Below are 25,286 nucleotides of genomic sequence, written 5' to 3' on the forward strand. Positions count from 1 at the left end.
ATGAAGAGAGCTGTTCTGAGCGGGCTGGCGATCGCCGCCACCGCTTCCCTCGTCCTCTCGGGGTGCACCAGTGGCAGCACCGACAACTCCGGCCAGGAGAAGTCCAAGGGCGCCACCTCGGAGAGCGAGGTGCTGACCTCGTACAACCCGCAGCCCGCGAGCAATCTGCAGCAGGGCGGCAAGCTGACGCTTCCCATCGTCGAGATCCCCGACCAGCTCAACCCGCTGCAGGGCAACGCGTCGCTGTACACGTCGAAGATCGCGTGGTTCTACCAGCCGCAGCTGTCCTTCAACGACCCCAAGGGCAACATCACGTACAACCCGGACTTCCTCGCCGACGTCAAGCAGACGACGGTGGGCGGCAAGACCCAGGTCACGTACGACATCAACCCCAAGGCCAAGTGGAACGACGGCCAGGACATCGACTGGACCGCGTTCCGGGACACCTGGAACGCGCTCAACGGGAAGAACAAGGAGTACGTCGTCGGTTCCAGCGACGGCTACTCCAGCATCACCTCGGTCAAGAAGGGCAAGGACGCCAAGCAGGCGGTCATCACCTTCGAGGGCCCGTTCGTGTACTGGAAGTCCCTCTTCTCCTCCCTCGTCAACCCGCACATCGCCAAGGCCGACGCCTTCAACAAGGCGTACGTGAGCAAGCTGCACCCGGAGTGGGGCGCCGGCCCGTACACCATCTCCAAGTTCGACGCCAAGGGCGGCACCGTCTCCTACAAGCCCAACCCCAACTGGTGGGGTGCCAAACCGCATCTGGACGAGCTCACCTTCGTGCAGATGGAGTCGAGCGCCAGCCTCAACGCGTTCAAGAACGGCCAGATCGACGCGGTCCAGGCGGCCAACGCCGAGGAGCTCGCCCAGGTGAAGTCGGTGAAGGGGACCGAGCTTCGCCGCGGTACGACCACCTCCAACAACCTCCTGGTCTTCAACAGCACCTCGCCGCAGCTGAAGGACCCGGCGGTGCGCAAGGCCCTGATGGAGGGGATCGACCGTTCCCAGCTCGCGAAGATCACGTTCCAGGGACTCGGCTACACCGAGCCCCTGCCCGGCTCCTTCCTGCTCTTCCCCTTCCAGAAGGGGTACCAGGACACCTTCGGGAAGCTCGTGAAGTTCGACGCCGCGACGGCGAAGAAGGACCTGGACGCCGCGGGCTGGAAGGTCGGCTCGGACGGGGTGCGCGCCAAGGACGGGAAGAAGCTGGAGCTGACCTTCCCCACCATCGGTGACAGCTCCACCGTCAAGGCCCGTGCCACCGCGATCGCTCAGATGATGAAGAACATCGGCATCAAGCTGGACATCGAGTCCCGCCCCTCCGCGGACTTCAACAAGGTGTTCACCAAGCGCGCCTTCGACATCTTCGGCATGGGCTTCATCTCCAGCGACCCGAACGGAATGCTCTACATCTGCCAGATGTACTGCTCCGACTCCTCCCTCAACGTCTCGCGCTCGGTGCCGAAGAGCATGGACAAGGAGGTCAAGGCCGTCACCAACCTGCCGACCCTGGACGAGCAGATCACGGCCGGCAACAAGGTCGAGCTGGAGGCCATGAAGACCTACGGCATCATGCCGCTGCACAACGGCCCCACCATCTGGGCCGTGAAGAAGGGTCTCGCCAACTACGGGTCGGCCCAGTTCTACGGCAGCTACGGCGTCATCGGCCCGCCGCAGCTGGTCGGCTGGCAGAAGAAGTAGTCCCGTCCTCCGGGGGCTCCACCGCAGCGTGTGTGCGGTGGAGCCCCCGCGCGGCGGACGGTGGCGAAGTGATCAACGGGATCGCTCCCGGCGCCCGGCGCGACCCGCGGAAAAGCCAAGGGCCGACTTCGAACTCCTTCGAAGTCGGCCCTTGCCGGTGACTCTCACGAGTCGGGACGACAGGATTTGAACCTGCGACCCCTTGACCCCCAGTCAAGTGCGCTACCAAGCTGCGCCACGTCCCGGTGCGGTCCCACGCGGCGCGGGCCGCGTGATCTCGCAGGTCAAGCCTACCGTACGCGGGCGGGTGCGCGGGGCGTGCCGGAGGCGACCGGGGTGTGGGTGGTGGGGCCGGTGGTGCGGCGGACCGGGACGAGGAGGGCGGCACCGGCGGCGCCGAGGCAGAGGAGGGTGAGCAGGGCCCAGCCGTGGGTGTAGCCGGACTCGTGGGGGAGGCCGGAGGGCTGGAGGCGGCCGGTGACGAGGACGCTGGTGAGGGCCGCGCCGATGGAACCGCCGATGGTGCGGATGTTGGCGTTCATGCCGGTGGCCGCGCCGGTCTGCTCGGGCGTGACGCTGCCGACGATGAGGTTGGCCATCGAGGCGAAGGCGAGACCGATACCGAGGCCGAAGACCCCCGCGACGACCCCGATCTGCCACTGCTCGTCATGCCACAGGGTGAGGATCGCGCAGGCCAGGGCGCCGAGCGCGGCACCGGTGGTGAGCAGGGCCTTCGCGCCGAAACGGGGTTCGAGGCGACCGGAGAGCACACCGGAGAGGAACATCGCCAGCAGCATGGGCAGCATCAGCAGTCCGGACGCGGTCACGCTGCTGCCGAAGCCGTACCCGGCGGACGTGGGCGTCTGGACGTAACCCGGCAGGAAGGACCAGATCGCGTACATGCCCGCGCCGAAGAGGAGGGCGGCGGCGTTGGTCGTCCACACGGACGGCAGGCGCATCACGCGCAGGTCGATCAGCGGGTGCTCGGAGCGGGCCTCGCCCACCAGCCAGAGCACGAAGAGGACGACGGCCGCGCCGAACAGGCCGAGGACGCGCGCCGAGCCCCAGCCCCACTGTCCGGCCTGGCTCAGCGGGAGCAGCAGGGCGACCAGCCAGGCGGAGAGCAGCCCGGCACCGAGCCAACTCACCTTGCCCTGGGCGCGCTTGGGGGATTCGGGGACGTAGCGCAGGGCGATCAGGACGGTCATGGTGACGACGGCGACCGGTATCCAGAACAGCCAGTGGTAGTCGAGCGCGGAGACGATGGGCCCGGCGGCGACCATGCCGACGCCGCCGCCCGCCGCGATGACGGCCGAGAGGTTGCTGATGCTGCCGCTGACCTCGGAGGCCGCGAACTCGTCGCGGATGATGCCGAACGACAGCGGGAACAGCGCGCCGCCGACGCCCTGTACGACGCGCGCGACGATCAGGACGCCGATGGTCGGGGCGAGCGCGGCGACCAGGCATCCGGCGAGCACGGCGAGCAGCACCGCGACGAGGGTGCGCTTCTTGCCGACGAGGTCGCCGACGCGGCCGAGGATCGGGGTGAAGACCGAGGCGGACAGCAGATACGCGGTCATCACCCAGGTCGCGGTGGACTGCGAGGTGTGCAGCGCGTGCTGGACGGTCGGCAGGGCGGGTGCGATCAGCGACTGGAGCATCGAGAACACACCGGCGCCGGTGGCGAGCACCGCGAAGGTGAGACGGCTGGACGAGCGGGGCATGAGGGAGCCTCTCCGGAATCCGGACGCGGAGGGTGGGACGGGCGGGACGAGGGGGACGAACATCCGGGCAGGCGTGAGGGCGCGGAGCGCGCCGGGAACGCGTACACAGGGTCAAGGAGTGGGGGCCGTCCCGGGAAGGATTCCCGGTCACGGCGGCGGTATCTCCGCACTGCTAAAGTGGAGGTACCCCTCCACTGTAACGGAGGAGCCCCTCCGCTTCAAGCCGCGCCCTCGCCACCCGCCGATCCCGCACCGCGCCCACCCCCGACGCTCCCCGCACTCCCCCGTACGCCCCCGCTCTTCCCGCACGCACCCACTCCCCCCATTCCTCCGGAGGCAGCCGTGACGGCCACGCCGTACCCCGTCAGCGAGATCGTCGCCACGCGCCGACCGCACCGCAAGGACGCCGCCCGCAACTACGACGCCCTGATCACGGCGGCCCGCGAGGCGTTCGCCGAGCACGGCGCGGAGGCTTCGCTGGAGGACATCGCGCGCCGGGCAGGTGTCGGCATCGCCACGCTCTACCGGAACTTCCCCACCCGCCGCGAACTCTTCGAGACGGTCTACGCCGACGAGGTCAACGCGCTGTGCCGGGCCGCCGTGGAGGTGGCCGACCGGGAGCCCTGGGACGCACTGGTCGCCTGGCTGAACCGGTTCACCGGCTACATGGTGACCAAGCGCGCCGTGCGCGAGGCGCTGAACGACGAGTCCGGTGTCATCACCGCCTGCCGCGACTCCATGTACACGGCGGGCGGTCCCCTCCTGGAGCGCGCCCAGGCCGCCGGGGTCGCCCGCACCGACATGGACTTCGTCGATCTGCTGCGCATGGTCGCCGGTATCACAGCGACCGCCTTCGACGACGACACCCAGCGCGACCGGGTGCTGTCCATCGCCCTGGACGGGGTCCGCACCGGGCGCTGAGCCCGTACGGGGCACGCGCACGGGAGCCTCCGGAGGTGCCCGCGGGCGCCCCGCTGCCGGGAACCTCGGGGCCCACCGGCGCCCCGCCCCCTCCGCCCGCCCCTTGACCCCCGCGGCATGTCCGTACAAAGTGGCCCCACGGATGCGGACCGGTCCAACGAGGGGCTGTCATGGTGGATGCGCTCGGTGTCGCCGTCGTCGGGTTCGGCTGGATGGGGCGGGTGCACACGCAGGCGTACGCCCGTGTGCGGCACCACTATCCGGAGCTGCCGCTGCGCCCGGAGCTGGTGGCGGTCGCCGAGGAGGTGCCGGGGCGGGCGGAGGAGGCGGCCGGGCGGTACGGATTCGCCACCGCCACCCGTGACTGGCGGGAGATCGCGGCCGATCCCCGCGTGCACGCGGTCAGTGTCACCGCGCCGAACTTCCTGCACCGGGAGATCGGCGTGGCGATGGCCGGGGCGGGCAAGCACCTGTGGATCGAGAAGCCCGTCGGGCTCTCGCGGGCCGACGCGCAGGCCGTCGCGGACGCGGTGGCGGAGGCGGGCGTACAGAGCGCGGTCGGCTTCAACTACCGCAACGCGCCCGCCGTGGAGGCGGCCCGCGAGCTGATCGCCTCGGGCGGGATCGGCCGGGTCACGCACATCCGCGTCCGGCTGTTCAGTGACTACGCGGCCCATCCGGACGGCGCGCTCACCTGGCGGTACGAGCGGCGGCGCGGGGGCAGCGGGGTGCTCGGGGATCTCGCGTCGCACGGGGTGGACCTGGCCCGGTTCCTGCTCGGGGACATCACCGCGCTGGCCGCCGACACGGCCGTCTTCGTGCCCGAGCGGGCCCGGCCCGCCGGGGCGACGGCCGGGCACGCGCTGGCGTCCGGCGGGGAGCCGGGCCCGGTGGAGAACGAGGACTACGTCAGCTGCCTGCTGCGGTTCGTCTCCGGGGCGCGCGGGGTGCTGGAGGCGTGCCGGGTGTCGGTGGGCGAGCAGAACAACTACGGCTTCGAGGTGCACGGTTCGAGCGGTGTCCTCTCCTGGGACTTCCGGCGGATGAACGAACTCGCCGTGGGCCGGGGCGAGTCGTACCAGGACCAGCCGGTGAGCACCGTGCATGTCGGTCCGGGCGACGGGGAGTTCGGGGCGTTCCAGCCGGGCGCGGCCAACGCGATGGGGTACGACGACCTGAAGGTGATCGAGGCGTACCGCTTCCTGCGCTCGGTCGCGGAGGGCAAGCCGTACGGCGCGACCCCGGCCGACGCCGTGCGGGCCGCGGCCGCGCTGGACGCGATGGCGGAGTCGGTGACGCGCGGGGCGTGGGTCAACCTGCCGGTGGCGTAGGCATGTTGTAGGGCGTGACGACCTGGATCGCGGACGGCGCCAGTGGCCCGGCGGGCGGCAGGGCGCCGTGGAACCGCATCACCTCGTGGCACGCCTCGCGCAGATCGTGCCGCAGATCGTGGTGGAGGACCGCGGAGAGCCGGTGTTCCCGGAGCAGCCGGGTGTTGTCGTGGTCGAGGTCGTGGGCGATGAACACCACGCATTCCCGGCCCAGTTCCGCGAACGCGCGCAGCGTGGCGATGTTGCCGCCGCCGATGGAGTACACGGCGCGGATCTCGGGGTCCTTGTCGAGCGCGGCGCGGACGAGGTCGTACTGGGTGGCGTCCAGGCCCTGCCCCTCGGCGATCTCGACCAGGGCGCGGTCGGGATGCCGGGCCCGCATGATGCCCCGGAAGCCCATCTCGCGTTCCTCCTCGTTGCGGTAGAAGCCGCTGCTGAGGCTGGTGAGGACGTTGCCGGGGCGGTCCCCGAGCCACTGGCCGACGAGGTGGGCGGCGGTGGCTCCGGCGGCCCGGTTGTCGATGCCGACGTAGGCGATCCGGCCACTGGCGGGGAGATCGGTGACGAGGGTGACGACGGGGATGCCCGCGGCGGTGAGGCGGCCCACGGCGGCCGTGATCTCCGGGACGTCGGGTGCCTTGAGGACGACGCCCTGGGAGCCCCGGCGGGCGATGCGGTCGAGCAGGGTGACGAGACCCGCGGCCGGGCCGGTCTCGCGGAAGTGGAAGCGGGAGCGGACGACCGCCGGGTGCAGCGAGGGCAGTTCGGCCTCCAGCGCGGCCCGCACGGCGGTGGTGAAGCGTTCCGGGGCCTGTACGACGATGTCGGCCATGAAGGTGCGGCCCACCAGCCGGACCTGGGTGCGCTGCCGGTCCAGGTCCGCGATGGCCCGGTGCACCTCCTGGGCGGTGCTCTCGCGCACGCCGCCCCTGCCGTTCAGCACCCGGTCCACGGTGGCCTCGCTGAGGCCCGCCTGGCGCGCGATCTCCCGCAGCGGGAACGGATGGCCCATACGACGGCTCCTTGAGAGGTCTCCCCCGGCGCTGCGCCTGAGGGGTTTTTGAAGGGTCGCTGCCGGTTGTTCGAGGGGTTTGTACTGACAAGAATGACAGGGTCGCCGCGTGCCGGTGGAGGCGGCCCCCGCGCTCCGGCCGGGGGAAGCACCCTCACTGCGAAAGAAGGACGCCGATGTCCCTCACCCCCGCCTCTTCCGGTGCCCCCGCCACCTCCGCTCCCCGCGCGTACCGTCCCGGCCGGTTCTCCGAGGACGACTGCGATCTGGACGCCTTCCGCGCACTGGTCGAGCGGACCACCGATCCGGCCGGTTACCCGCACGCGAGCACGGCCGAGGGCCAGGTGCTCGTGTACGACGCGGACCGGCTCCGTACGACCGAGGCGGACCAACAGGACGTCCTGCGAACGGAGTTGGTGCGGGCGCTGACCGACGGACCCGGAGTGGTCGTAGTACGCGGCGCCTTCCCGGACGTCTCCGTGGTGGACCGGGTGACAGCCGTGTTCGACGCGCTGATCACCGAGCAGCGGGCCTCCGGCGGGGGCGGGGGTGACCACTTCGCGCGGCCGGGTGCCAACGACCGGGTGTGGAACGCGCTGGAGAAGACCGCCCTGCGCGCTCCGGAGGCGTTCGCGGACTACTACGCCAACGATGTGCTCGCGCTGGTGTCCACGGCGTGGCTGGGGCCCGCCTACCAGATCACCTCGCAGGTCAACGTGGTCAATCCCGGCGGCGAGGGGCAGACCTCGCACCGCGACTACCACCTGGGGTTCCTGGACAACGCGACGGCCGCCGCCTACCCGGCGCACGTACACCGGCTCTCCCCGCTGCTCACGCTCCAGGGCGCGGTGGCGCACTGCGACATGCCAGTGGAGTCGGGGCCGACGCGGTATCTGCCGTACTCCCAGCGCTACGAGCCCGGCTATCTGGCGTGGCGACTGCCCGCGTTCCGGGCGTACTTCGAGGAGCGGCAGGTCCAACTACCCCTGAGCAAGGGCGATGCGGTGTTCTTCAACCCTGCGGTGTTCCACGCGGCCGGTACCAACCGCACGGCGGACGTGCGCCGTTCGGCCAATCTGCTCCAGGTGTCCTCGGCGTTCGGGCGGGCGATGGAGACGGTGGACCGGGAGGCGGTGGCCGGTGCGGTGTACCCGGTGCTGCTGCGGCGGAAGGCGGCGGGGGCCCGCGCGGAGTGGCTGAAGCAGGTGATCGCGGCGAGCGCGGAGGGTTATCCGTTCCCGACCGACCTGGACCGTGATCCACCGGTGGACGGACTCGCCCCGGCCTCCCAGGCGGACCTGCTGCGGCGGGCGCTGCGCGAGGAGTGGCCGGTGGAGCGGCTGCGTGCGGAACTGCGGGCGGGCGCCGAGCGGCGAGGGAACTGAGGGGAGTTCGTGATCATGGGACTGCTGGACGAGAAGGTCGTCCTGGTCAACGGCGGCAGCCTGGGCATGGGCGCGGCGATCGCGCGTGCCGCGACCCGCGAGGGCGCTGTGGTGGCGGTGACCGGGCGGCGCGCCGAGCCAGGTGAGGCGCTGGTGGCGGAGCTGACCGGGGCGGGCGGGCAGGCGATGTTCGTCGGCGCCGACCTGGCGGACCCGGCGCGGGCGAAGGGGTCGGTGGCGGAGGTCGTCGCCGCGTACGGGCGGATCGACTGCCTGGTGAACTCGGCGGGGCTGACCGCGCGCGGGTCGCTGCTGGACACCACGCCCGAGCTGTTCGACGCGCACATCGCGGTCAACCTGCGGGCACCGTTCTTCGCCATGCAGGCGGCCGTCGAGGACATGAAGGGGCGCGGGGCGCCGGGCACGATCGTCAACATCATCACGACCGCCGCGCACGGCGGGCAGCCGTATCTCGCGCCGTACGTCGCCTCGAAGGCGGGGCTGATCGGGCTGACCCGGAACGCGGCGCACGCGCACCGGTTCGACCGGATCAGGATCAACGGGCTGAACATCGGCTGGACGGACACCGAGGGCGAGGACACGACCCAGCGGGAGTACCACGGCGCGGGCGACGACTGGCGGGAGCGGGCCGGTGAGCGGCTGCCGATGGGGAAACTGGGCCAGCCGGACGAGATCGCGGACTTCGTGGTGCTGCTGCTGTCCGCCCGGTCCGGGGTGGTCACCGGTTCGGTGATCGACTGGGACCAGACGGTCTTCGGCTGCATGGACTGACCCCCGCCCCCTCCTTCTCCATCCCCTTTCTACCTCCTATTTCTTACCTCCTACCTCCTACGTTCAACACACCCTCGTACCACAGGAGTTGCAGCACCCATGCGTATCGGAATTCTCGGCCTCGGCCGTATCGGTGCCTTCCACGCCGAGACCCTGCACGGGCTCGACGCCGTCGAGTCCCTGGTCGTCGCCGACCCGAACGCGGCGGCGGCCAAGGCCGCGGCCGAGCGGTTCGGCGCCCACGTGGCCGACACCCCGGAGGCGTTGCTGGCGGCCGGGGTGGACGGGGTCGTGGTGGCCGCCGCGACCGATGCGCACCCGGCGCTGATCCTGGCCGCGGTGCGGGCGGGAATCCCGGTGTTCTGCGAGAAGCCGGTGGCCCGGACGATGACCGAGGGCGTGGCGGTGCTGCGCGCGGTGCGGGACAGCGACGTGCCGGTGCAGATCGGCTACAACCGGCGCTTCGACGCCGGTTTCACCGCCGCGCGGGCCGCCGTGCTCGCCGGGGAACTGGGCCCGCTGCACACGGTGCGTTCGACCACGCTGGACCCGGCGCCGCCGCCCGCCGCGTACGTCGCCGCGTCCGGGGGCATCTTCCGGGACTGCTCGGTGCACGACTTCGACATCATCCGCTGGGTCACCGGGCGCGAGGTCACCGAGGTGTACGCGGCGGGCGGCAACCGGGGCGAGGCGTACATCAAGGAGGCGGGTGACGCGGACACCACCGGCGCGGTGCTCACCCTGGACGACGGCACCCTCGCGGTGGTGTCCAACTCCCGTTACAACGGCCGGGGTTATGACGTGCGGATGGAGCTGCACGGGTTCCGGGACTCCATCGCGGTGGGCCTGGACGACCAGTTGCCGCTGCGGTCGGTGGAGGCGGGGGTGACGTTCCCCGCGGGTACACCGCACGACTTCTTCATGGACCGTTTCACCGAGGCGTACCGGGTGGAGCTGACCGCGTTCACCGAGGTCGTCGCGAGCACCCGGCCCTCGCCGTGCACGGTCGCGGACGCGATGGAGGCAGGGTGGATCGCGGAGGCGTGCACGCTGTCGCTGCACGAGCACCGGCCGGTGACGATCGCGGAGGTACGGCGGGACTGACCGGGCCGCCCCGCCCCGCACCCGGCCTCGGCGCTCAGCCCTCAGCCCTCAGCCCTCAGCCCTCAGCCCTCAGCCGCAGTAGCGCACCAGCCACTCGTCCGGGTTGTACGCGTCCCGCGCCGGGTCCCTGGGCAGGGCGGGGCGGGTCTCGACCGTGTCCTCGGGGCGGACCCGGTCGGGCAGCGTACCGAAGCGGGCGCGCCGGGCGCCCGCCGCGCCGTCCGGGGCCGGTCCCCCGCCTGCCCGGAAGTCCCCGGCCGGGGGCTGCCCGGCCGGGGACTTCTCGCATATGCCGTCGGTCCGGTCCTGGTGTGTCACTCCGGCCTCCTCGCTGGGCGGTGCCACCTGTGCACCCCTTGGACGCGCCGGGAGGTCGGACGGTTGCACCCGCGTGCCTCAGCCCTTGCCGCTCCCTGCGCCCCCCTCGCCGGGGCCGCCGCCGTCCAGTGTCCCGGTGTCCGGCAGTTCGTCCACGTCCACGCCGCGCACCTGGGCCAACTCGTGCTTGAGAGACGCGAGTTCGGCACCGCCCGCCATGTGGTTGGTCAGCGCCTCCAGGGTGATGGCGGAGCGGGCGGCGCTGAGTTCGACGGTGCCGAGGCGCAGGACGGTGAAGTGGTCGCCGACCATGTAGGCGTGGTGGGGGTTGTGGGTGATGAAGATGACGCCGAGGCCGCGTTCGCGGGCGGCGGCGATGTACTTGAGGACCACCCCGGACTGTCTGACGCCGAGGGCGGCGGTGGGTTCGTCCAGGATGAGGACGCGGGCGCCGAAGTGGACGGCGCGGGCGATGGCGACGGACTGGCGCTGGCCGCCGGAGAGAGTGCCGATGGGCTGTTCCAGGTCGTCCAGGACGATTCCCATGTCGCGGAGTTCGCGGTCGCAGGTGTCCTTCATCCGGGCGATGTCGAGGCGCCGTACGGGCCAGGGACCGCGGGTCAGCTCGGAGCCGAGGAAGAAGTTCCGCCAGACCGGCATCAGCGGGACGGTGGCGAGATCCTGGTAGACGGTGGCGATGCCCCGGTCCAGTGCTTCGCGGGGCGTGCCGAAGCGCACCGGTGCGCCGTCCACCAGGAAGTCGCCCTCGGTGTGCTGGTGCAGCCCGGAGACGATCTTGATGAGGGTGGACTTGCCCGCGCCGTTGTCGCCGAGGACGCAGGTGACGCGCCCGGCGTGCACGGTGAGGTCCACGCCGTGCAGGGCGCGGACGTTGCCGTAGGACTTGCCCGCGCCGCGCAGTTCGACGAGGGGGCCGTCGCCCGCGGGCGGGGTGTCGGGGCGGACCGTGTCGTGGGTGCCGGTTCCGTTGGTGGTCATCGGGGTCACCTCCGTGTGGCCGTGCGCCGGACCCACAGGTTGATCAGGACGGCGCCGAGCAGCATCACGCCGAGGAACGCCTTGAACCAGTCGGGATTCCATCCGGCGAAGACGATGCCCTGGTTGACCATGCCGAACATGAAGGCGCCGAAGACGGGTCCGATGGCGGAGCCCTGTCCGCCGGTCAGGGAGCAGCCGCCGATGACGGCGGCGGCGATGTAGATCAGCTCCTGGCCGACGCCCTCTCCGGACTGCACGGTGTTGAAGGAGAACAGCTGGTGCATGCCGAGGAACCAGGCGCCGAGGCCGACCAGCATGAACAGGGAGATCTTGGTGAAGGTGACGGGCACACCGACGGCGCGGGCGCTCTCCTTGCTGCCGCCGACGGCGAAGATCCAGTTGCCGTACTTGGTGCGCAGCAGCACCCAGGTGGCGAGGGCGGCGAAGACGATCCAGTAGAAGACGGTGATCTTCACCTGGACGCCGCCGATGTCCACGGAGGACGCGAAGACGGCCTTGGCCTGCGCGAATCCGTCCATGTCGCTGATGTCGTCGGTGGCGACGTTGCCGGTGACCAGCTTGGTGACGGCGAGGTTGACGCCCTGGAGGATGAGGAAGGTGCCGAGCGTGACGAGGAAGCTGGGCAGCCCGGTGCGGACGACCATCCAGCCGTTGAACGCGCCGATGGCGAGGGAGAGGACGAGGGCGAGCAGGACGCCGGTCCAGACGTTCACGGTGAGCTGGTAGCTGAGCATGCTGGCGGTGAGCGCGGAGGTGACGACCGCGACGCCGGAGGACAGGTCGAACTCGCCGCCGATCATCAGCAGCGCCACCGGCAGGGCCATGATGCCGATGGTGGACGACTGGTAGAGCACGGTCGCCAGCGAGCCGCCCTGGCGCAGCGAGGGCGCGACGGCGAGGAAGAAGACCAGGACGGCGAGGGCACCGAGGAAGACGCCGACCTCGGGGCGGGCCAGCAGGCGCAGGGCGAGCGGGCGGTGCGCGGTGCGGCCGTCGCGGGGTGCGGGGCCGGGGGCCGACGGCCCCCCGGCCGCCGGTCCGGCCTGTTCGGCGGTGCTCATCACCGGGTGCCCTTGGCGGCGAAGGCGGCGACGCGGTCCACGTTGGACTTGTCCACGAAGGCCGGGCCGGTCAGGACGGGCTGTTCGCCGCCGCCGCTGTAGTTGCCGTTGTTCTTGTAGAGCCAGAGGGAGTCCACGGCCAGGTAGCCCTGGAGGTAGGGCTGCTGGTCCACGGCGAACTGGATGGTGCCCTTGCTGATGGCGCCGGTGAGTTCCTTGTTGAGGTCGAAGGTGGCGACCTTGGCCTTGCTGCCGGACTCCTCGACGGACTGCACGGCGGTCGGCGCGAAGGGGGCGCCGAGGGTGACGACGTAGTCGATGCCCTTGTCCTGCTTGAGCTTGGCGGTGATGGTGGACTTCACGGACGGCATGTCGGTGCCGTTGACGTACAGCGTCTCCAGGGTGCCGGAGAACGTCTTCTTCACCCCGTCGCAGCGCTGGGTGAGGCCGATGTTGCCCTGCTCCTGGATGACGCAGACGGCCTTCTTGGAGCCGACCTCGTCCAGCTTCCTGCCGAGGGCCTCGCCCGCGACCGTCTCGTCCTGGCCGAAGAACTCGGTGAGACCGAGCTTGCGCCAGTCGCTGAGGCCGGAGTTGAGACCGACGACGGGGATCTTCGCGGCGGTGGCCTTGGCGACGACGTCCTTCATGGCGTCCGGCTTGGCCAGGGTGATCGCTATGCCGTCCACCTTCTGGTCCACGGCGTTCTGCACGAGGTTGGCCTGGTTGCCCGCGTTGGGGTCGGCGGAGTAGACGAGCTTGATGTTGTCCTTCTGGGCGGCGGCCTCGGCGCCCTTGCGGACGATGTCCCAGAAGGTGTCGCCGGGCGCCTGGTGGGTCACGAGCGCGACGGTCATCCGGGGGGTGTTCGCCTTCCCGGCGGAAGCGCCCGACCCCTCCTCCTCGGCCTTCTTCCCGCCGGAGCCGCTGGAGCAGCCGGCGAGGGCGAGCGCCGCCGCGGCGGCCAGGGCCACCAGGGCCGGTCCGCGGGAGCGGTAACGGGGAGAGCGGTCCATCTTTCCTGCACCTCACTGTGCTGAAGGGAAGGCACGCTGTTGCGTTGGGAGGCGATCCAAGTCCCTGCCGGGACCCACTGTCAATACTTTGTCCTGACATTATTTCGCGCCAGGGCGGGAACCCGGTCCCGGGCCGTGAAACGGAATCGTGCGCACCCGTGCGCCGACGCGTGCCCGCGTGCGGAGCCAAGGTCAACTTATCTCCGATCCGGGGAAGTTGCAGGTGACGGGCGAGGATTACGGTTCGGGCAAGAGAGGGCCCGAGTACGAGCGCAGCTATTGACGCGTGCGGGGACGCGGGGCTGTTATTACGCCCACGATGTTCGGTCGAGTTGATTTCTGATCGGTTTCGAGGACCTTTTGGTGATCGGCTCATCCCTTGGCCGGACCCCGCATTCACCAGGAGCCGTCATGCGCCTGTCCCCCTCCGGTCTGTCCGTTCCGGGCCCGAGCCGCCGTTCACTGCTGCGCGGAGCGGGCGGCGCCGCCCTGCTCGCCGGGGCGGGCGTCCCGCTGTTGTCCGCGTGCGGCGGCAGCGGCTCGGCGAGCGACCCGAAGACCGTCTCGCTCGGCTCCAACGCCTCGGACGCCGTGCCGAAGAAGGCGTTCGCGGAGATGTACGCCGCCTTCCAGAAGCAGTCCGGCGTCAAGGTCGCGGTCAACACCAAGGACCACAACACCTTCCAGGAGCAGATCAACTCCTACCTCCAGGGCACGCCGGACGACGTGTTCAACTGGTTCGCGGGCTACCGCATGCAGTTCTTCGCGTCGAAGAAGCTGGCCACGCCCATCGACGACGTGTGGGCGAAGGTCGGGGACAACTTCCCCGAGGCCATGCACAAGCTGAGCAAGGGCGCGGACGGCAAGTACTACTTCGTGCCGCTGTACACGTACGCCTGGGCGGTGTTCTACCGCAAGAGCGTGTTCCAGCAGCACGGCTACGAAGTGCCCACCACCTGGGACCAGTTGGTCGCGCTGTGCAAGCGGATGAAGAAGGACGGGCTGGTCCCGATCGCCTTCGGCGACAAGGACGCCTGGCCCGCGATGGGGACCTTCGACCAGATCAACTTCCGCCTCAACGGGTACGACTTCCACGTCGAGTTGATGGCGGGCAAGGCGTCCTGGACGGACCCGAAGGTGAAGGCCGTCTTCGACCACTGGGCGGAGATCCTGCCCTACCACCAGGACGGCGCGGCCGGTCGCATCTGGCAGGACGCCGCCCAGTCCCTGGTGGCCAAGAAGTCCGGCATGTACCTCATCGGCTCCTTCGTGGCCCAGCAGTTCACGAACAAGGCCGACCTGGACGACCTCGACTTCTTCCCGTTCCCGGAGATCAACTCCGCGTACGGCCAGGACACCGTGGAGGCCCCCACCGACGGGTTCATGCTGAGCCGGAACCCGAAGAACAAGGCGGGCGCGGACAAGCTGCTGGAGTACCTGGGCACCCCGGCGGCCGAGGCGATCTACCTCAAGGCCGACCCGACGGTGGTCGCCGCCTCCTCCAAGGCGGACACCTCCTCGTACACCCCGCTGCAGAAGAAGATGTACGAGATGATCAGCGGCGCCAAGAGCCTCACCCAGTTCATGGACCGCGACAGCCGCCCCGACTTCACCTCCACGGTGATGCAGCCCGCGTTGCAGAAGTTCGTACAGAACCCGAAGGGCGTGGACGCGCTGCTGTCGTCCATCGAGCGCCAGAAGAAGACCATCTTCGCCTCCGAGTGAGCGGACCCGTGACCACCGAGACGACAACTCCCGCCCCGCGCGCGGCCGACGAGCCGCCCGCGGGCGCCACGCCGCGCGCGAAGCGGCGCGCTTCCGGCCATCTGCGGCTGCTGACCCGCCGCGACCGCGTCACGCTCGGCCTGATGGCGGGCGTGCCCACCGTGCTCCATGTACTCCTGGTCTGGGTGACCGCCCTGGCGTCGATCGCGCTGGCCTTCACCACCTGGGACGGCATCGGGTTCGACTCGATCAAGTGGGTGGGCCTGGACAACTTCCGCCAACTGTTCGCGGACAACCCGCAGTTCTGGCCAGCCGTCGAGCACAACGTGATCTGGTTCGCGGTGCTCATCGTGATCCCGACGCCGTTCGGGCTGTTCCTCGCGGTGCAGCTGGACAAGCGGATCAGGTTCAGCCGGGTCTACCAGACGGCCTACTTCCTGCCGGTCGTCATCTCGATGGCCTGCATCGGCTTCGTCTGGCAGCTCGTCTACAACCCGGACACCGGCCTGATCAACAGCCTGATCGGCGCCAACAGGCCCGGCCACTACATCGACTGGATCGGGGACCCGGACCTCAACCTGTGGGCGGTGCTGGTCGCCGCGTCCTGGCGGCACACCGGCTACATGATGATCCTGTACCTGGCGGGCCTCAAGAGCGTGGACCCCTCGCTGCGGGAGGCCGCCGCGCTGGACGGCGCCAACGAGTGGCAGACGTTCCGGGGCGTGATCTTCCCGACGCTGCGGCCGACCAACACGGTGGTGCTCGTCGTCACCATCATCGAGGCGCTGCGCGCGTTCGACCTGGTCTTCGTCTTCAACAAGGGCGCCCAGGGCACCGAGTTGCTGTCGATCCTGGTGACCAACAACATCATCGGCGAGTCCAGCCGGATCGGGTACGGCTCGGCCATCGCGGTGGTCCTGCTGGTGATCTCGCTCGCGGTGATCATCCCGTATCTGATCGCCACCTTCCGCAAGGAGCGGCGCGCATGAGCACGATCACCGTCCCGCTGAAGCGGCGCGCCCCCGTCCGTCCCGCGCGTGTCCTGCTGCACGTCTTCCTGGCCGGGACCGCGCTGGCCTGGCTGGCTCCCCTGCTGTGGGCCGTCTTCTCGGCGCTGCGCCCCTACAGCGAGACCAGTACCAAGGGGTACGTCTCCTGGCCGGACAGACTGAGCCTCGCCAACTTCACCAACGCGTTCACCCAGTCGGACATGGCGCACTACTTCGGGAACACGCTGCTGATCGCGGTGCCCGCGGTGCTGCTGACGCTGTTCCTGTCGTCGTGCGTGGCGTTCTACGTCAGCCGGTTCGACTTCCGGCTGAACCTGGCGCTGCTGCTGGTGTTCACCGCCGGGAACCTGCTCCCGCAGCAGGTGATCATCACCCCGCTGTACCGGCTGTACCTGCTGACCGACCTGCCGGGCATCACCGCGAGCGGCAAGCTGTACGACTCCGCGCTCGGCCTGGTCCTCATCCATGTGGCGTTCCAGTCCGGGTTCTGCGCGTTCGTGCTGAGCAACTACATGCGCTCGCTGCCGCACGAACTGACCGAGGCCGCCCTCGTGGACGGCGCCTCCGTGTGGCGGCTGTACTGGCAGATCACCCTGCCGCTGTGCAGGCCCGCGATGGCCGCGCTGGCGACCCTGTTGTCGATCTGGATCTACAACGACTTCTTCTGGGCGCTGGTGCTCATCTCCACCGGTGAGAACATGCCGATCACCTCGGCCCTGAACAACCTCTCCGGGCAGTACTTCACCGACCCGAACCTCGTCGCGGCCGGGGCGCTGCTCACCGCGATCCCGACCCTGGTCGTGTACTTCGCGCTCCAGCGGCAGTTCGTGAGCGGTCTGACCCTGGGCTCGGCCAAGGGCTGACCCGATGGCGGACCCCCCGCACACACGCGCCCGGAGCCTTTCTCATCGGCTCCGGGCGCGTCTTCGAATCCGCAGCTCAACCCCCTAATACGAAGCGGCGGGCGCCCCGGATTGGTCCGGAAAGTTTTTTCATCCGATCTGAGGAACAGACCCATCCGGCCCAGCCCCGGCGCCGGATTCCCCACGTGAGGGATCAAGAGAAGGACCTACCGAAGCGGATCGGACCGCTGCGCACGGCGCTGGGTGCGCTGAGCGGGCTGCTCGCCGGAGTCGCAGCACTCGCGGTGGCCGAGCTGGCGGCAGCGGCGGTCCGGCCCGAAGCCGGTCCGGTCGTCGCGGTCGGAGGGGCGGCCATCGACCGCACCCCGGCAACCGTCAAGGACTGGGCGATCCGTCACTTCGGCACCAATGACAAGCTCGTCCTACAGCTTGGCATCCTGGCCGTACTGGCCGTCCTCGCCCTGGTCCTGGGCTCGGCGGCCGTGCGGTACCGGCGGTCCGGAGCGGCGGGGGTCCTTCTCTTCGGTGTCGTCGGAGCCGTGGCCGCGCTCGGACGGCCCGACTCCGTCGGCCTCTCCGACAGCCTGCCGTCCGTGGTCGGCGCGGTGGCGGGCGCGCTGGTGCTGTACTCACTGGCCGGACGGCTGCGGGCCCGGCCCGCAGCCGTCCCGGTGGGGGCGGGCGGTGCCGGTCCCGGTTCGGCGGACTCCGGTTCCACAGACGCCGATTCCGGGGATTCCGGTTCCAAGGATTCATCGGACGCCGGTTCCGGGAACTCCGGTTCCCAGGACTCCCGGACTCCCGTTCCCTTCGACCGCCGGGGCTTCGTCCTCACGGCCGCCGGGGTCGCGGTGGGCTCCACCGCCGCCGGGATCGCGGGCCGCTCCCTCGGCACGGCCAAGGGGAAGGGCGCGATCGCCTCCCGCGATCAGGTCGTACTCCCCCGGCCGGGTTCACCGGCCCGTGCCGTCCCGGCGCGGGCGGGGTTGCGCATCCCCGGCGTCAGTCCCTTCATCACCCCCAACGCCGACTTCTACCGCGTGGACACCGCCCTGGTGGTGCCCAAGGTGGACGCGGGCACCTGGCGGCTCCGTATCCACGGCAAGGGCGTACGGCGTCCGCTGGACCTCGGCTTCGAGGACCTGCTGCGCCGGGAGTTGATCGAGCGGACGGTCACGCTGACCTGCGTGTCCAACGAGGTCGGCGGCGGTTACGCGGGCACCGCCCGCTGGACCGGGGTACGCCTCGCCGACCTGCTCGAGGAGTGCGGGGTACGGGCGCCGTCGCGGGGCGGACCCGCCGATCAGCTGGTCGCCCGCTCGGTGGACGGCATGACCCTGGGTACCCCCGTCGAGGACGTCCTCGACGGCCGGGACGCGATGCTCGCGGTCGGCATGAACGGCGAACCCCTGCCGTTCGAGCACGGGTTCCCGGTCCGTATGGTGGTGCCCGGCCTCTACGGCTACGTCTCCGCCTGCAAGTGGCTGACCGACCTCGAACTGACCACGTTCGACTCCTACGACCCCTACTGGGTGAAGCGGGGCTGGGCGCGCCGGGCGCCGATCAAGACCCAGTCCCGGATCGACACTCCCAAGCCGTTCGCGCGGCCCAAGGAGGGCACCGTGATGGTCGCCGGGGTCGCCTGGGCGCAGCACCGGGGCATCGACAAGGTCGAGGTCCGGGTGGACGACGGTCCGTGGCAGGAGGCGCACTTGGCCGCCGAGGACACCCGCGACACCTGGCGCCAGTGGTCGTTCCCCTGGGACGCGACCAAGGGCGGCCACACCCTCTCCGTCCGGGCCACCGACCGCACCGGACGGCTCCAGACCGAACGCCGGACCCGCACCGTGCCCGACGGCGCGAGCGGCTGGCACTCCGTGGTGGTCACCGTCGGGTGACCACGCCGGGCCGCACGGCCCATCAGAACCAACTGTCCAGCACCCCCCTCGCGGCAATGTGCCGCACTGTGAAGGAGATTCAACGATGAACAGCTCCACCCGCCGTCTCGCCGTCGCCCTCGCCGCCGCCGCGGTTCTGCCGCTGGCGCTGAGTGCCTGCTCGGACAACAGCGACTCCAAGGCCGACTCGGCGCCCAAGTCCAGCGCGCCCGCCACGAGCAGCAGCGACGACATGGCCGGTTCCGGCGACGCCACCGCGATGGACCAGCCGTTCGGCCCGGCCTGTTCCTCGGTGCCGAAGAACGGCGCCGGCTCCTTCGACGGCATGTCCAAGGACCCGGTCGCCACCGCCGCCTCCAACAACCCGGCGCTCTCCACCCTGGTCACCGCCGTGAAGAAGGCCGGTCTGGTGGACACCCTCAACAACGCCCAGAACATCACGGTGTTCGCCCCGACCAACGACGCCTTCGCCAAGATCCCGAAGGCCACCCTGGACAAGGTCCTGAACGACAAGGCCGAGCTGACCAAGATCCTGACCTACCACGTCGTCGGCCAGAAGCTCACCCCGAAGGACCTGGAGAACGGCTCCTTCGACACCCTGGAGAAGTCGAAGCTGATGACCTCCGGCTCGGGTGAGTCGTACACCGTGAACGACTCCGCCAAGGTGGTCTGCGGCAACGTGAAGACCGCCAACGCCAACGTCTACATCATCGACTCGGTGCTCATGCCCAAGAGCTGACGCCTTCCCGGCACCGCCACAGGCCGGGCGACGGCCGGATCCACGAGGTCCGGCCGCCGCCCGGCCGCCGCCGTATCCGCAGTACCGCACATCCGCTCACCGTAAGGGGAGGACCACAGACCATGCGACGACCGTCCGGGGACACAGCCGCCGAGGGGGCGCCCCGCACCGCCGTCATCGGCAGCGGGGTGGCGGGCCTCACCGCCGCGCACATCCTGGCCCGCGCCCACCGCGTGACGCTCTACGAGGCCGACGACCGGCTCGGCGGGCACGCCCACACCCACGAGCTGCCCGCGCCCGGCGGAGGCACCGACCGGGTGGACTCCGGGTTCATCGTGCACAACCGCCGCACCTACCCGAACCTGCTGCGGCTGCTGCGCGAACTCGGCGTCGCCACGCAGGAGTCGGAGATGAGCATGTCGGTGCGGTGCGAGGGCTGCGGCCTGGAGTACGCCGGTGCGCGAGGTGCGCGCGGCCTGTTCGCGCAGCCCCGCAACGCGTTCCGTCCCGCGTATCTGCGCATGCTCGCCGAGGTGCCCGCGTTCCACCGGGCGGCCCGGCTGCTGCTGGCGCGCGGTTCCGAAACCGGTCTGACGCTCGGCGAGTTCCTCGACCGGTGCGGCTTCTCGGCCTATTTCCGGGAGCACTTCATGACCCCGGTGGTGTCGGCGGTGTGGTCGTGCGACGCGGAGACGGCGCTGCGTTATCCGGCCGCCTATCTGTTCCGGTTCCTCGACCACCACGGCATGCTCTCGGTGACCGGCTCCCCGGTGTGGCGCACGGTGACCGGCGGCTCGGGCACCTATGTGGACCGGATAGCCGCGGAACTGCCCGACGTACGGCTGAACGCGCCGGTGCGCGGGGTGCTGCGGCACACGGACGGTGTGGAGATCACCGCCCAGGACGGCACCACGGAGTCCTACGATCGTGTCGTGATCGCCGTCCACCCCGACCAGGCACTCCGGCTGCTGTCCGACGCGACCGTGGCCGAGAAGGAAGTGCTGGGCGCCTTCCGGTACTCCCGCAACGAGACCCTGCTGCACACCGACACCGCGCTGCTGCCCCGCGCGCCGGGCGCCCGCGCCTCCTGGAACTACCTGATGCCCTCGTGCCGGGCCGGTGCCGACCGGGTCCGGGTCAGCTACGACATGAACCGCCTCCAACGGCTCGACGCCGAGCGGACGTTCGTCGTCACCCTGGGCGGCGAGGACCGGGTCGCCCCGGACCGCGTGCTGGCCCGGATGACCTACGAACACCCCGTGTACACCCCGGAGTCGGTGGCGGCGCAGCAGCGGCTGCCCGAACTCACCACCTCCGTCACGGCGTTCGCCGGGGCGTACCACGGCTGGGGCTTCCACGAGGACGGCTGCCGCAGCGGGGTGGAGGCAGCGGCGGCACTGGGGGTGAGGTGGTGACGGGTGAGACGGTCACGGGTGGGGCGGTGACGCGTGACGTGGTGACGGGCGACGAGACGGCCGCCGCCGCGGGACCGGCCGCCGGGACCGGCGCGCCCGCGCTGTACCCGTGCGCCGTCAGCCACCAGCGCCGCTCCCCCACCCGGTACGCGCTGCGGCACCGCACGTATCTCTGGCTGGTCGATCTGGACGACCTGCCGGTGCTGCCGCGCGCGCTGCGCCCGCTGGCCGGGTTCCGGGCCCGCGACCACTTCACCGGGCGCGCGCCGACCCTGCGGGCCGCGCTGGACGGCTTCCTCACCGAGCACGGTGTGGACCCCGCCGGGTGCCGGGTGCTGATGCTGGCCAACGCCCGGTTCCTCGGGTACGTCTTCAACCCCCTCTCGCTGTACTGGTGCCACGCCCCGGACGGCACCCTGCGCTGTGTGGTCGCCGAGGTGCACAACACCTACGGCGAACGCCACGCCTATCTGCTCCGGCCCGGCGAGGACGGGGAGGTGAGCGACGGCGCGGAGGGGGAATTCGCGGTGGACAAGGAGTTCTACGTGTCCCCGTTCCACCCCGTGGACGGCCGGTACCGCATGCGGCTGCCCCTGCCCGGCGACCGTCTGCACCTGTCGATCCGCCTCGACCGGCCGGACGGCGGGGCCCCGTTCACCGCCACCGTGCACGGCAGCCGCCGCCCGGCCACCCCGGCCGCGCTGCTCGGCCTCGCCGCCCGCCACATCTGGCCGACCCTCATGGTGTCGGCCGCCATCCGCTTCCACGGCATACGACTGTTCCTGCGGGGCCTTCCGGTGCGACCGCGCCCGGGCCACCGCACGACGGAGAGTGCGACATGACCACAGCCCCGCCCCGCAGCCACCCCCACCGCGCCACCACCGGCCGACCCGACCCCGCCCGCTGGCCCGACATAGCCGCCACCCCGAAGGCCTCCTGGCCGGTACGGACCGTCGCTGCGGGCATCGTCCGGGGCGCCCTGAAGCGGCTGCCGCTGAACGTCCGGTTCCCCGACGGCACGTCCCTCGGGCTCGGCGGCCCGCTCGTCGAGGTGCACGACCCGGACGCCTTCCACGCCCGGATCGGCTCCACCGGCCTGATCGGCTTCGGCGAGTCGTACATGGCGGGCGAGTGGGACGCCCCCGACCTCACCGGCGCGCTGACCGTACTGGCCGCCAACGCGGCGCATCTGGTCCCGGCCCGGCTCCAGCGGCTGCGCGGCCTGTGGGCGCAACGCCAGCCCGGCGCCCAGCGCAACACCCCGGACGGCGCCCGCGACAACATCAGCGCCCACTACGACCTGTCCAACGAACTGTTCGCGCTGTTCCTGGACGAGACGCTCTCCTACTCCTCGGCCGTCTTCCGGGGTTTCCCGGCGGAGTGGCCGCTGCTCGCCGCCGCCCAGCAGCGCAAGATCGACCGCCTGCTGGACCTGGCCCAGGTCGGCGAGGGCACCCGGGTGCTGGAGATCGGCACCGGCTGGGGCGAACTCGCCCTGCGGGCCGCCGCGCGCGGCGCCCACGTCACCTCGCTCACCCTCAGCCGCGAGCAGCGCGCCCTCGCCCTGGACCGCGTCCGCGAGGCCGGGTACGCGGACCGCGTCGAGATCGAGCTGTGCGACTACCGTGAGGCGACCGGGAGTTACGACGCGGTGGTCAGCGTCGAAATGATCGAGGCGGTCGGCGCGGAGTTCTGGCCGGTGTACTTCCGCACCCTGGACGAGCGCCTCGTCCCCGGCGGCCGGGCCGCGCTCCAGGCCATCACCATGCCGGACGACCGGATGCGGGCCACGCTGTCCACGCACACCTGGATTCAGAAGTACGTCTTCCCCGGCGGGATGATCCCCTCCACCGAGGCCGTCGAGGAGTGCGTCCGCGACCACACCCGGCTGGCGGTGACCGCCCGCGACGGTTTCGGCGCGCACTACGCGGAGACGCTGCGGCTGTGGCGGGAGCGGTTCACCGAGCGCGCCGACGAGGTGGACGCGCTCGGCTTCGACGAGACGTTCCGCCGCCTGTGGACGTTCTACCTGGCCTACTCGGAGGCGGGCTTCCGCTCCGGCTATCTCGACGTACAGCAGTACCTGTTCACCAAGGAGGACGACGCACGATGAGCACCGCTCCCACCCTCACGCGGACCCGGACCGGCGTGGCGCAGCGGCTCGCCGCGCTCGTGGAGGAGGCGCTCGGCACTCCGCTGCCGCTCCGGCTGCGCGCCTGGGACGGCAGCGAGGCCGGTCCTACGGGCACCCCGGTGGTCGTCGTACGGTCCCGGCGGGCGCTGCGCCGACTGGTGTGGCAGCCGGGCGAGCTGGGGCTCGCGCAGGCGTACGTCACCGGTGAACTGGACCTGGAGGGCGATCTCGCCGAGGGGCTGCGCACCATGTGGGCGGCGGCCCGCGACCGGGGTGCCTCGGCGCCTCGGCTGTCGGTCGCGGACCGGGCCCGCGCGGTCGGCGAGGCCGTACGGCTCGGCGCGGTCGGCCCGCGTCTCGCGGCGCCCGCCTCGCAGGCGCGGCTCCGCGGCGGCCTGCACAGCAAGGCCCGCGACCGGGCGGCGATCAGCCACCACTACGACCTGTCGAACGACTTCTACAAGCTGCTGCTGGACGAGACGATGGCGTACTCGTGCGGCTGGTGGACCGGCGACCCGGAGCTGACCCCGGCCGGGGCGCAGCGCGCCAAGCTGGAGCTGATCTGCCGCAAGCTGGGGCTCACGGAGGGCGCCCGGCTGCTGGACATCGGCTGCGGCTGGGGCTCGCTGACGCTGTACGCGGCCGAGCGGCACGGCGCGCGGGTCACGGCGGTGACGCTGGCCAAGGAGCAGGCGGCGTACGTGCGCGGGCAGGTCCGCGAGCGCGGTCTTGAGGACCGGGTGGAGGTGATCTGCCAGGACTACCGGGACATCGCGGGCGCCGGGTTCGACGCGGTCTCCACGATCGAGATGGGCGAGCACGTCGGTGACGCCGAGTACCCGGCGTTCGCGGCCTCGCTGCACGACCGGGTCCGGCCGGGCGGCCGGGTGCTGGTGCAGCAGATGTCGCGGGGCCGCAACGCGCCCGGCGGCGGCGCGTTCATCGAGGCATACATCGCGCCCGACATGCACATGCGGCCGGTGGGCGAGACGGCCGGGCTGCTGGAGGGCGCGGGCCTTGAGGTCCGCTCGGTGGAGTCGATGCGCGAGCACTACGTGCGCACGGTGGAGGCGTGGCACCGCACGCTGGAGGAGCGCCGGGCGGAGTTCGTGAAGCTGGTCGGCGAGGAGACGTTCCGCGTCTGGCGGCTGTATCTGGTCGGCGGGGCGTTGGCGTTCGAGCAGAACCGGATGGGCGTGGACCAGCTCCTGTCCGTACGGCCCACCGCCGACGGCGGCGGCGGACTGCCCGAGGGCGAACCGGCCCGCTGGTACGACGGGCTGGACGGCCGGTGAGCGGCTTCGCCTGGGGCGCGTTCGCGGCGAACCTCGGCTGGGCGGCGCTCGCCGCCCTCGCCGTGCTGCTCCTCACGTTCGGGTACGCGCTGCGCGCGGGCGTCCACCGGGTGGTGGACGTGGCGTGGGGCGCGGCGTTCGCGGTGGTCGCCGTGGTGACGCTGGCCGTGTCGGCCGGGCACGGCGATCCGGGGCGGCGCCTGCTGGTCGCGGCGCTCACCGTGGTGTGGGGTGCCCGGCTGGCCGTGCACATCGCCCGCCGCGGCCGGGGCCACGGCGAGGACCCGCGCTACGACGCGATGCTGTCCCGCGCGCCGGGCAGCCGCGCGCTGTACGCGCTGCGGATGGTGTACCTCCTCCAGGCCGCCCTGGTGTGGCTGGTGTCGCTCCCGGTGCAGGCCGCGTCCTACGGCTCGCGCCCGCTGTCGTTCCTGGCCTGGATCGGCGCAGCGGTGTGGGCGGTGGGCCTGGTCTTCGAGGCGGTCGGGGACGCGCAGCTGGCCCGCTTCAAGTCCGACCCGGCGCACAAGGGCGTGGTCATGGACCGGGGGCTGTGGTCGCTGACCCGGCACCCGAACTACTTCGGTGACTTCTGCGTGTGGTGGGGGCTGTATCTCGTCGCGTGCGACGCGGGCGGCGCGGCGGCGGCGGTGTCGGTGGTCGCTCCGCTGGTGATGAGTCTGCTGCTGATCAACGGCAGCGGGAAGCGGCTGCTGGAGCGCCGGATGGAGGGGCGGCCGGGCTGGGCCGAGTACAAGGCGCGGACCAGCGGGTTCTTCCCGCTGCCGCCCCGGACGCGCGGCTGAGCGGCCGGGTATC

Annotated in this window: 22 protein-coding genes and 1 tRNA gene; 16 read left to right on the top strand and 7 right to left on the bottom strand. The window is 71.1% G+C overall.

Going from position 1 to position 25,286, the window contains the following annotated elements:
* Entirely contained in the window at nt 1–1,704 is a 1,704-nt protein-coding gene (locus tag KUM39_RS10935; RefSeq protein WP_246619939.1) for an ABC transporter family substrate-binding protein, read from the top strand.
* 171 nt (nt 1,705–1,875) lie between these two features.
* On the opposite strand, the gene KUM39_RS10940 is transcribed toward KUM39_RS10935, so the two are convergent.
* Nucleotides 1,876–1,949, bottom strand: a tRNA-Pro gene (locus KUM39_RS10940).
* Between the two features lie 45 nt (nt 1,950–1,994).
* Nucleotides 1,995–3,428, bottom strand: a complete 1,434-nt coding sequence (locus KUM39_RS10945; RefSeq protein WP_217785291.1) for an MFS transporter — start codon at nt 3,426–3,428, stop codon at nt 1,995–1,997.
* A 342-nt stretch (nt 3,429–3,770) separates the two neighbouring features.
* On the opposite strand from KUM39_RS10945, the gene KUM39_RS10950 reads away from it, so the two are divergent.
* Both KUM39_RS10950 and KUM39_RS10955 read left to right on the top strand, forming a co-directional pair.
* Entirely contained in the window at nt 3,771–4,349 is a 579-nt protein-coding gene (locus KUM39_RS10950; protein WP_217785292.1) for a TetR/AcrR family transcriptional regulator, read from the top strand.
* A 170-nt stretch (nt 4,350–4,519) separates the two neighbouring features.
* Nucleotides 4,520–5,680 (top strand): Gfo/Idh/MocA family protein, encoded by a 1,161-nt coding sequence (locus KUM39_RS10955; RefSeq protein WP_217785293.1) that lies wholly within the window; start codon nt 4,520–4,522, stop codon nt 5,678–5,680.
* Here KUM39_RS10955 and KUM39_RS10960 read toward each other — a convergent pair.
* On the bottom strand, nt 5,661–6,692 hold the full coding sequence (locus tag KUM39_RS10960) for a LacI family DNA-binding transcriptional regulator (RefSeq protein WP_217785294.1): 1,032 nt from the start codon (nt 6,690–6,692) through the stop codon (nt 5,661–5,663). The genes KUM39_RS10955 and KUM39_RS10960 overlap by 20 nt on opposite strands.
* A gap of 176 nt (nt 6,693–6,868) precedes the next feature.
* Between KUM39_RS10960 and KUM39_RS10965 the strand changes: the two genes are divergently transcribed.
* The 3 genes from KUM39_RS10965 to KUM39_RS10975 all read left to right on the top strand — a co-directional run bounded on the left by KUM39_RS10965 (nt 6,869) and on the right by KUM39_RS10975 (nt 9,973).
* Entirely contained in the window at nt 6,869–8,077 is a 1,209-nt protein-coding gene (locus tag KUM39_RS10965; RefSeq protein WP_217785295.1) for a phytanoyl-CoA dioxygenase family protein, read from the top strand.
* A gap of 15 nt (nt 8,078–8,092) precedes the next feature.
* Nucleotides 8,093–8,869 carry an SDR family oxidoreductase gene (locus tag KUM39_RS10970; RefSeq protein ID WP_217785296.1) on the top strand — a complete coding sequence of 259 codons (777 nt, stop codon included), beginning with the start codon at nt 8,093–8,095 and terminating at the stop codon, nt 8,867–8,869.
* 99 nt (nt 8,870–8,968) lie between these two features.
* The gene (locus KUM39_RS10975) at nt 8,969–9,973 is read left to right on the top strand and encodes a Gfo/Idh/MocA family protein (protein ID WP_217785297.1); all 1,005 of its coding nucleotides are present in this window, start codon (nt 8,969–8,971) and stop codon (nt 9,971–9,973) included.
* Between the two features lie 69 nt (nt 9,974–10,042).
* On the opposite strand, the gene KUM39_RS10980 is transcribed toward KUM39_RS10975, so the two are convergent.
* The 4 genes from KUM39_RS10980 to KUM39_RS10995 all read right to left on the bottom strand — a co-directional run bounded on the left by KUM39_RS10980 (nt 10,043) and on the right by KUM39_RS10995 (nt 13,388).
* Entirely contained in the window at nt 10,043–10,264 is a 222-nt protein-coding gene (locus KUM39_RS10980) for a hypothetical protein (protein WP_372455738.1), read from the bottom strand.
* A gap of 105 nt (nt 10,265–10,369) precedes the next feature.
* Nucleotides 10,370–11,290 (bottom strand): ATP-binding cassette domain-containing protein, encoded by a 921-nt coding sequence (locus KUM39_RS10985; RefSeq protein WP_217785298.1) that lies wholly within the window; start codon nt 11,288–11,290, stop codon nt 10,370–10,372.
* A 5-nt stretch (nt 11,291–11,295) separates the two neighbouring features.
* Entirely contained in the window at nt 11,296–12,372 is a 1,077-nt protein-coding gene (locus tag KUM39_RS10990) for an ABC transporter permease (RefSeq protein WP_217785299.1), read from the bottom strand.
* The gene (locus tag KUM39_RS10995) at nt 12,372–13,388 is read right to left on the bottom strand and encodes a sugar ABC transporter substrate-binding protein (RefSeq protein ID WP_217785300.1); all 1,017 of its coding nucleotides are present in this window, start codon (nt 13,386–13,388) and stop codon (nt 12,372–12,374) included. Before KUM39_RS10995 ends, KUM39_RS10990 begins: the two co-directional genes overlap by 1 nt.
* Before the next feature lie 411 nt (nt 13,389–13,799).
* Between KUM39_RS10995 and KUM39_RS11000 the strand changes: the two genes are divergently transcribed.
* The 10 genes from KUM39_RS11000 (at nt 13,800) to KUM39_RS11045 (ending at nt 25,273) form a co-directional block, all read left to right on the top strand.
* Nucleotides 13,800–15,113 (top strand): ABC transporter substrate-binding protein, encoded by a 1,314-nt coding sequence (locus KUM39_RS11000; protein ID WP_217785301.1) that lies wholly within the window; start codon nt 13,800–13,802, stop codon nt 15,111–15,113.
* An 8-nt stretch (nt 15,114–15,121) separates the two neighbouring features.
* Nucleotides 15,122–16,102 carry a carbohydrate ABC transporter permease gene (locus KUM39_RS11005; protein ID WP_217785303.1) on the top strand — a complete coding sequence of 327 codons (981 nt, stop codon included), beginning with the start codon at nt 15,122–15,124 and terminating at the stop codon, nt 16,100–16,102.
* Entirely contained in the window at nt 16,099–16,986 is an 888-nt protein-coding gene (locus tag KUM39_RS11010; protein ID WP_217785304.1) for a carbohydrate ABC transporter permease, read from the top strand. The genes KUM39_RS11005 and KUM39_RS11010 overlap by 4 nt, the downstream gene beginning before the upstream one ends.
* A gap of 185 nt (nt 16,987–17,171) precedes the next feature.
* Nucleotides 17,172–18,884, top strand: coding sequence for a sulfite oxidase (locus KUM39_RS11015; RefSeq protein WP_308288104.1), 1,713 nt, complete (start codon nt 17,172–17,174; stop codon nt 18,882–18,884).
* 85 nt (nt 18,885–18,969) lie between these two features.
* Nucleotides 18,970–19,623 carry a fasciclin domain-containing protein gene (locus KUM39_RS11020; protein ID WP_217785306.1) on the top strand — a complete coding sequence of 218 codons (654 nt, stop codon included), beginning with the start codon at nt 18,970–18,972 and terminating at the stop codon, nt 19,621–19,623.
* 122 nt (nt 19,624–19,745) lie between these two features.
* A complete protein-coding gene (locus tag KUM39_RS11025; RefSeq protein ID WP_217785308.1) occupies nt 19,746–21,038 on the top strand; it encodes an NAD(P)/FAD-dependent oxidoreductase in 1,293 nt (430 codons plus the stop codon).
* A gap of 41 nt (nt 21,039–21,079) precedes the next feature.
* Nucleotides 21,080–21,880, top strand: coding sequence for a DUF1365 domain-containing protein (locus KUM39_RS11030; protein ID WP_217785397.1), 801 nt, complete (start codon nt 21,080–21,082; stop codon nt 21,878–21,880).
* Complete coding sequence (locus tag KUM39_RS11035; RefSeq protein WP_217785310.1) at nt 21,877–23,151, top strand: SAM-dependent methyltransferase; 1,275 nt, start codon at nt 21,877–21,879, stop codon at nt 23,149–23,151. Before KUM39_RS11030 ends, KUM39_RS11035 begins: the two co-directional genes overlap by 4 nt.
* Nucleotides 23,148–24,467, top strand: a complete 1,320-nt coding sequence (locus tag KUM39_RS11040; RefSeq protein ID WP_217785311.1) for a class I SAM-dependent methyltransferase — start codon at nt 23,148–23,150, stop codon at nt 24,465–24,467. Before KUM39_RS11035 ends, KUM39_RS11040 begins: the two co-directional genes overlap by 4 nt.
* Nucleotides 24,464–25,273, top strand: a complete 810-nt coding sequence (locus KUM39_RS11045) for a DUF1295 domain-containing protein (protein ID WP_217785313.1) — start codon at nt 24,464–24,466, stop codon at nt 25,271–25,273. The genes KUM39_RS11040 and KUM39_RS11045 overlap by 4 nt, the downstream gene beginning before the upstream one ends.
* Nucleotides 25,274–25,286: the final 13 nt, after the last annotated feature.

Origin of the sequence: Streptomyces corallincola, from assembly GCF_019104725.1 — a bacterium.
Classification (GTDB): Bacteria; Actinomycetota; Actinomycetes; order Streptomycetales; family Streptomycetaceae; genus Streptomyces; species Streptomyces corallincola.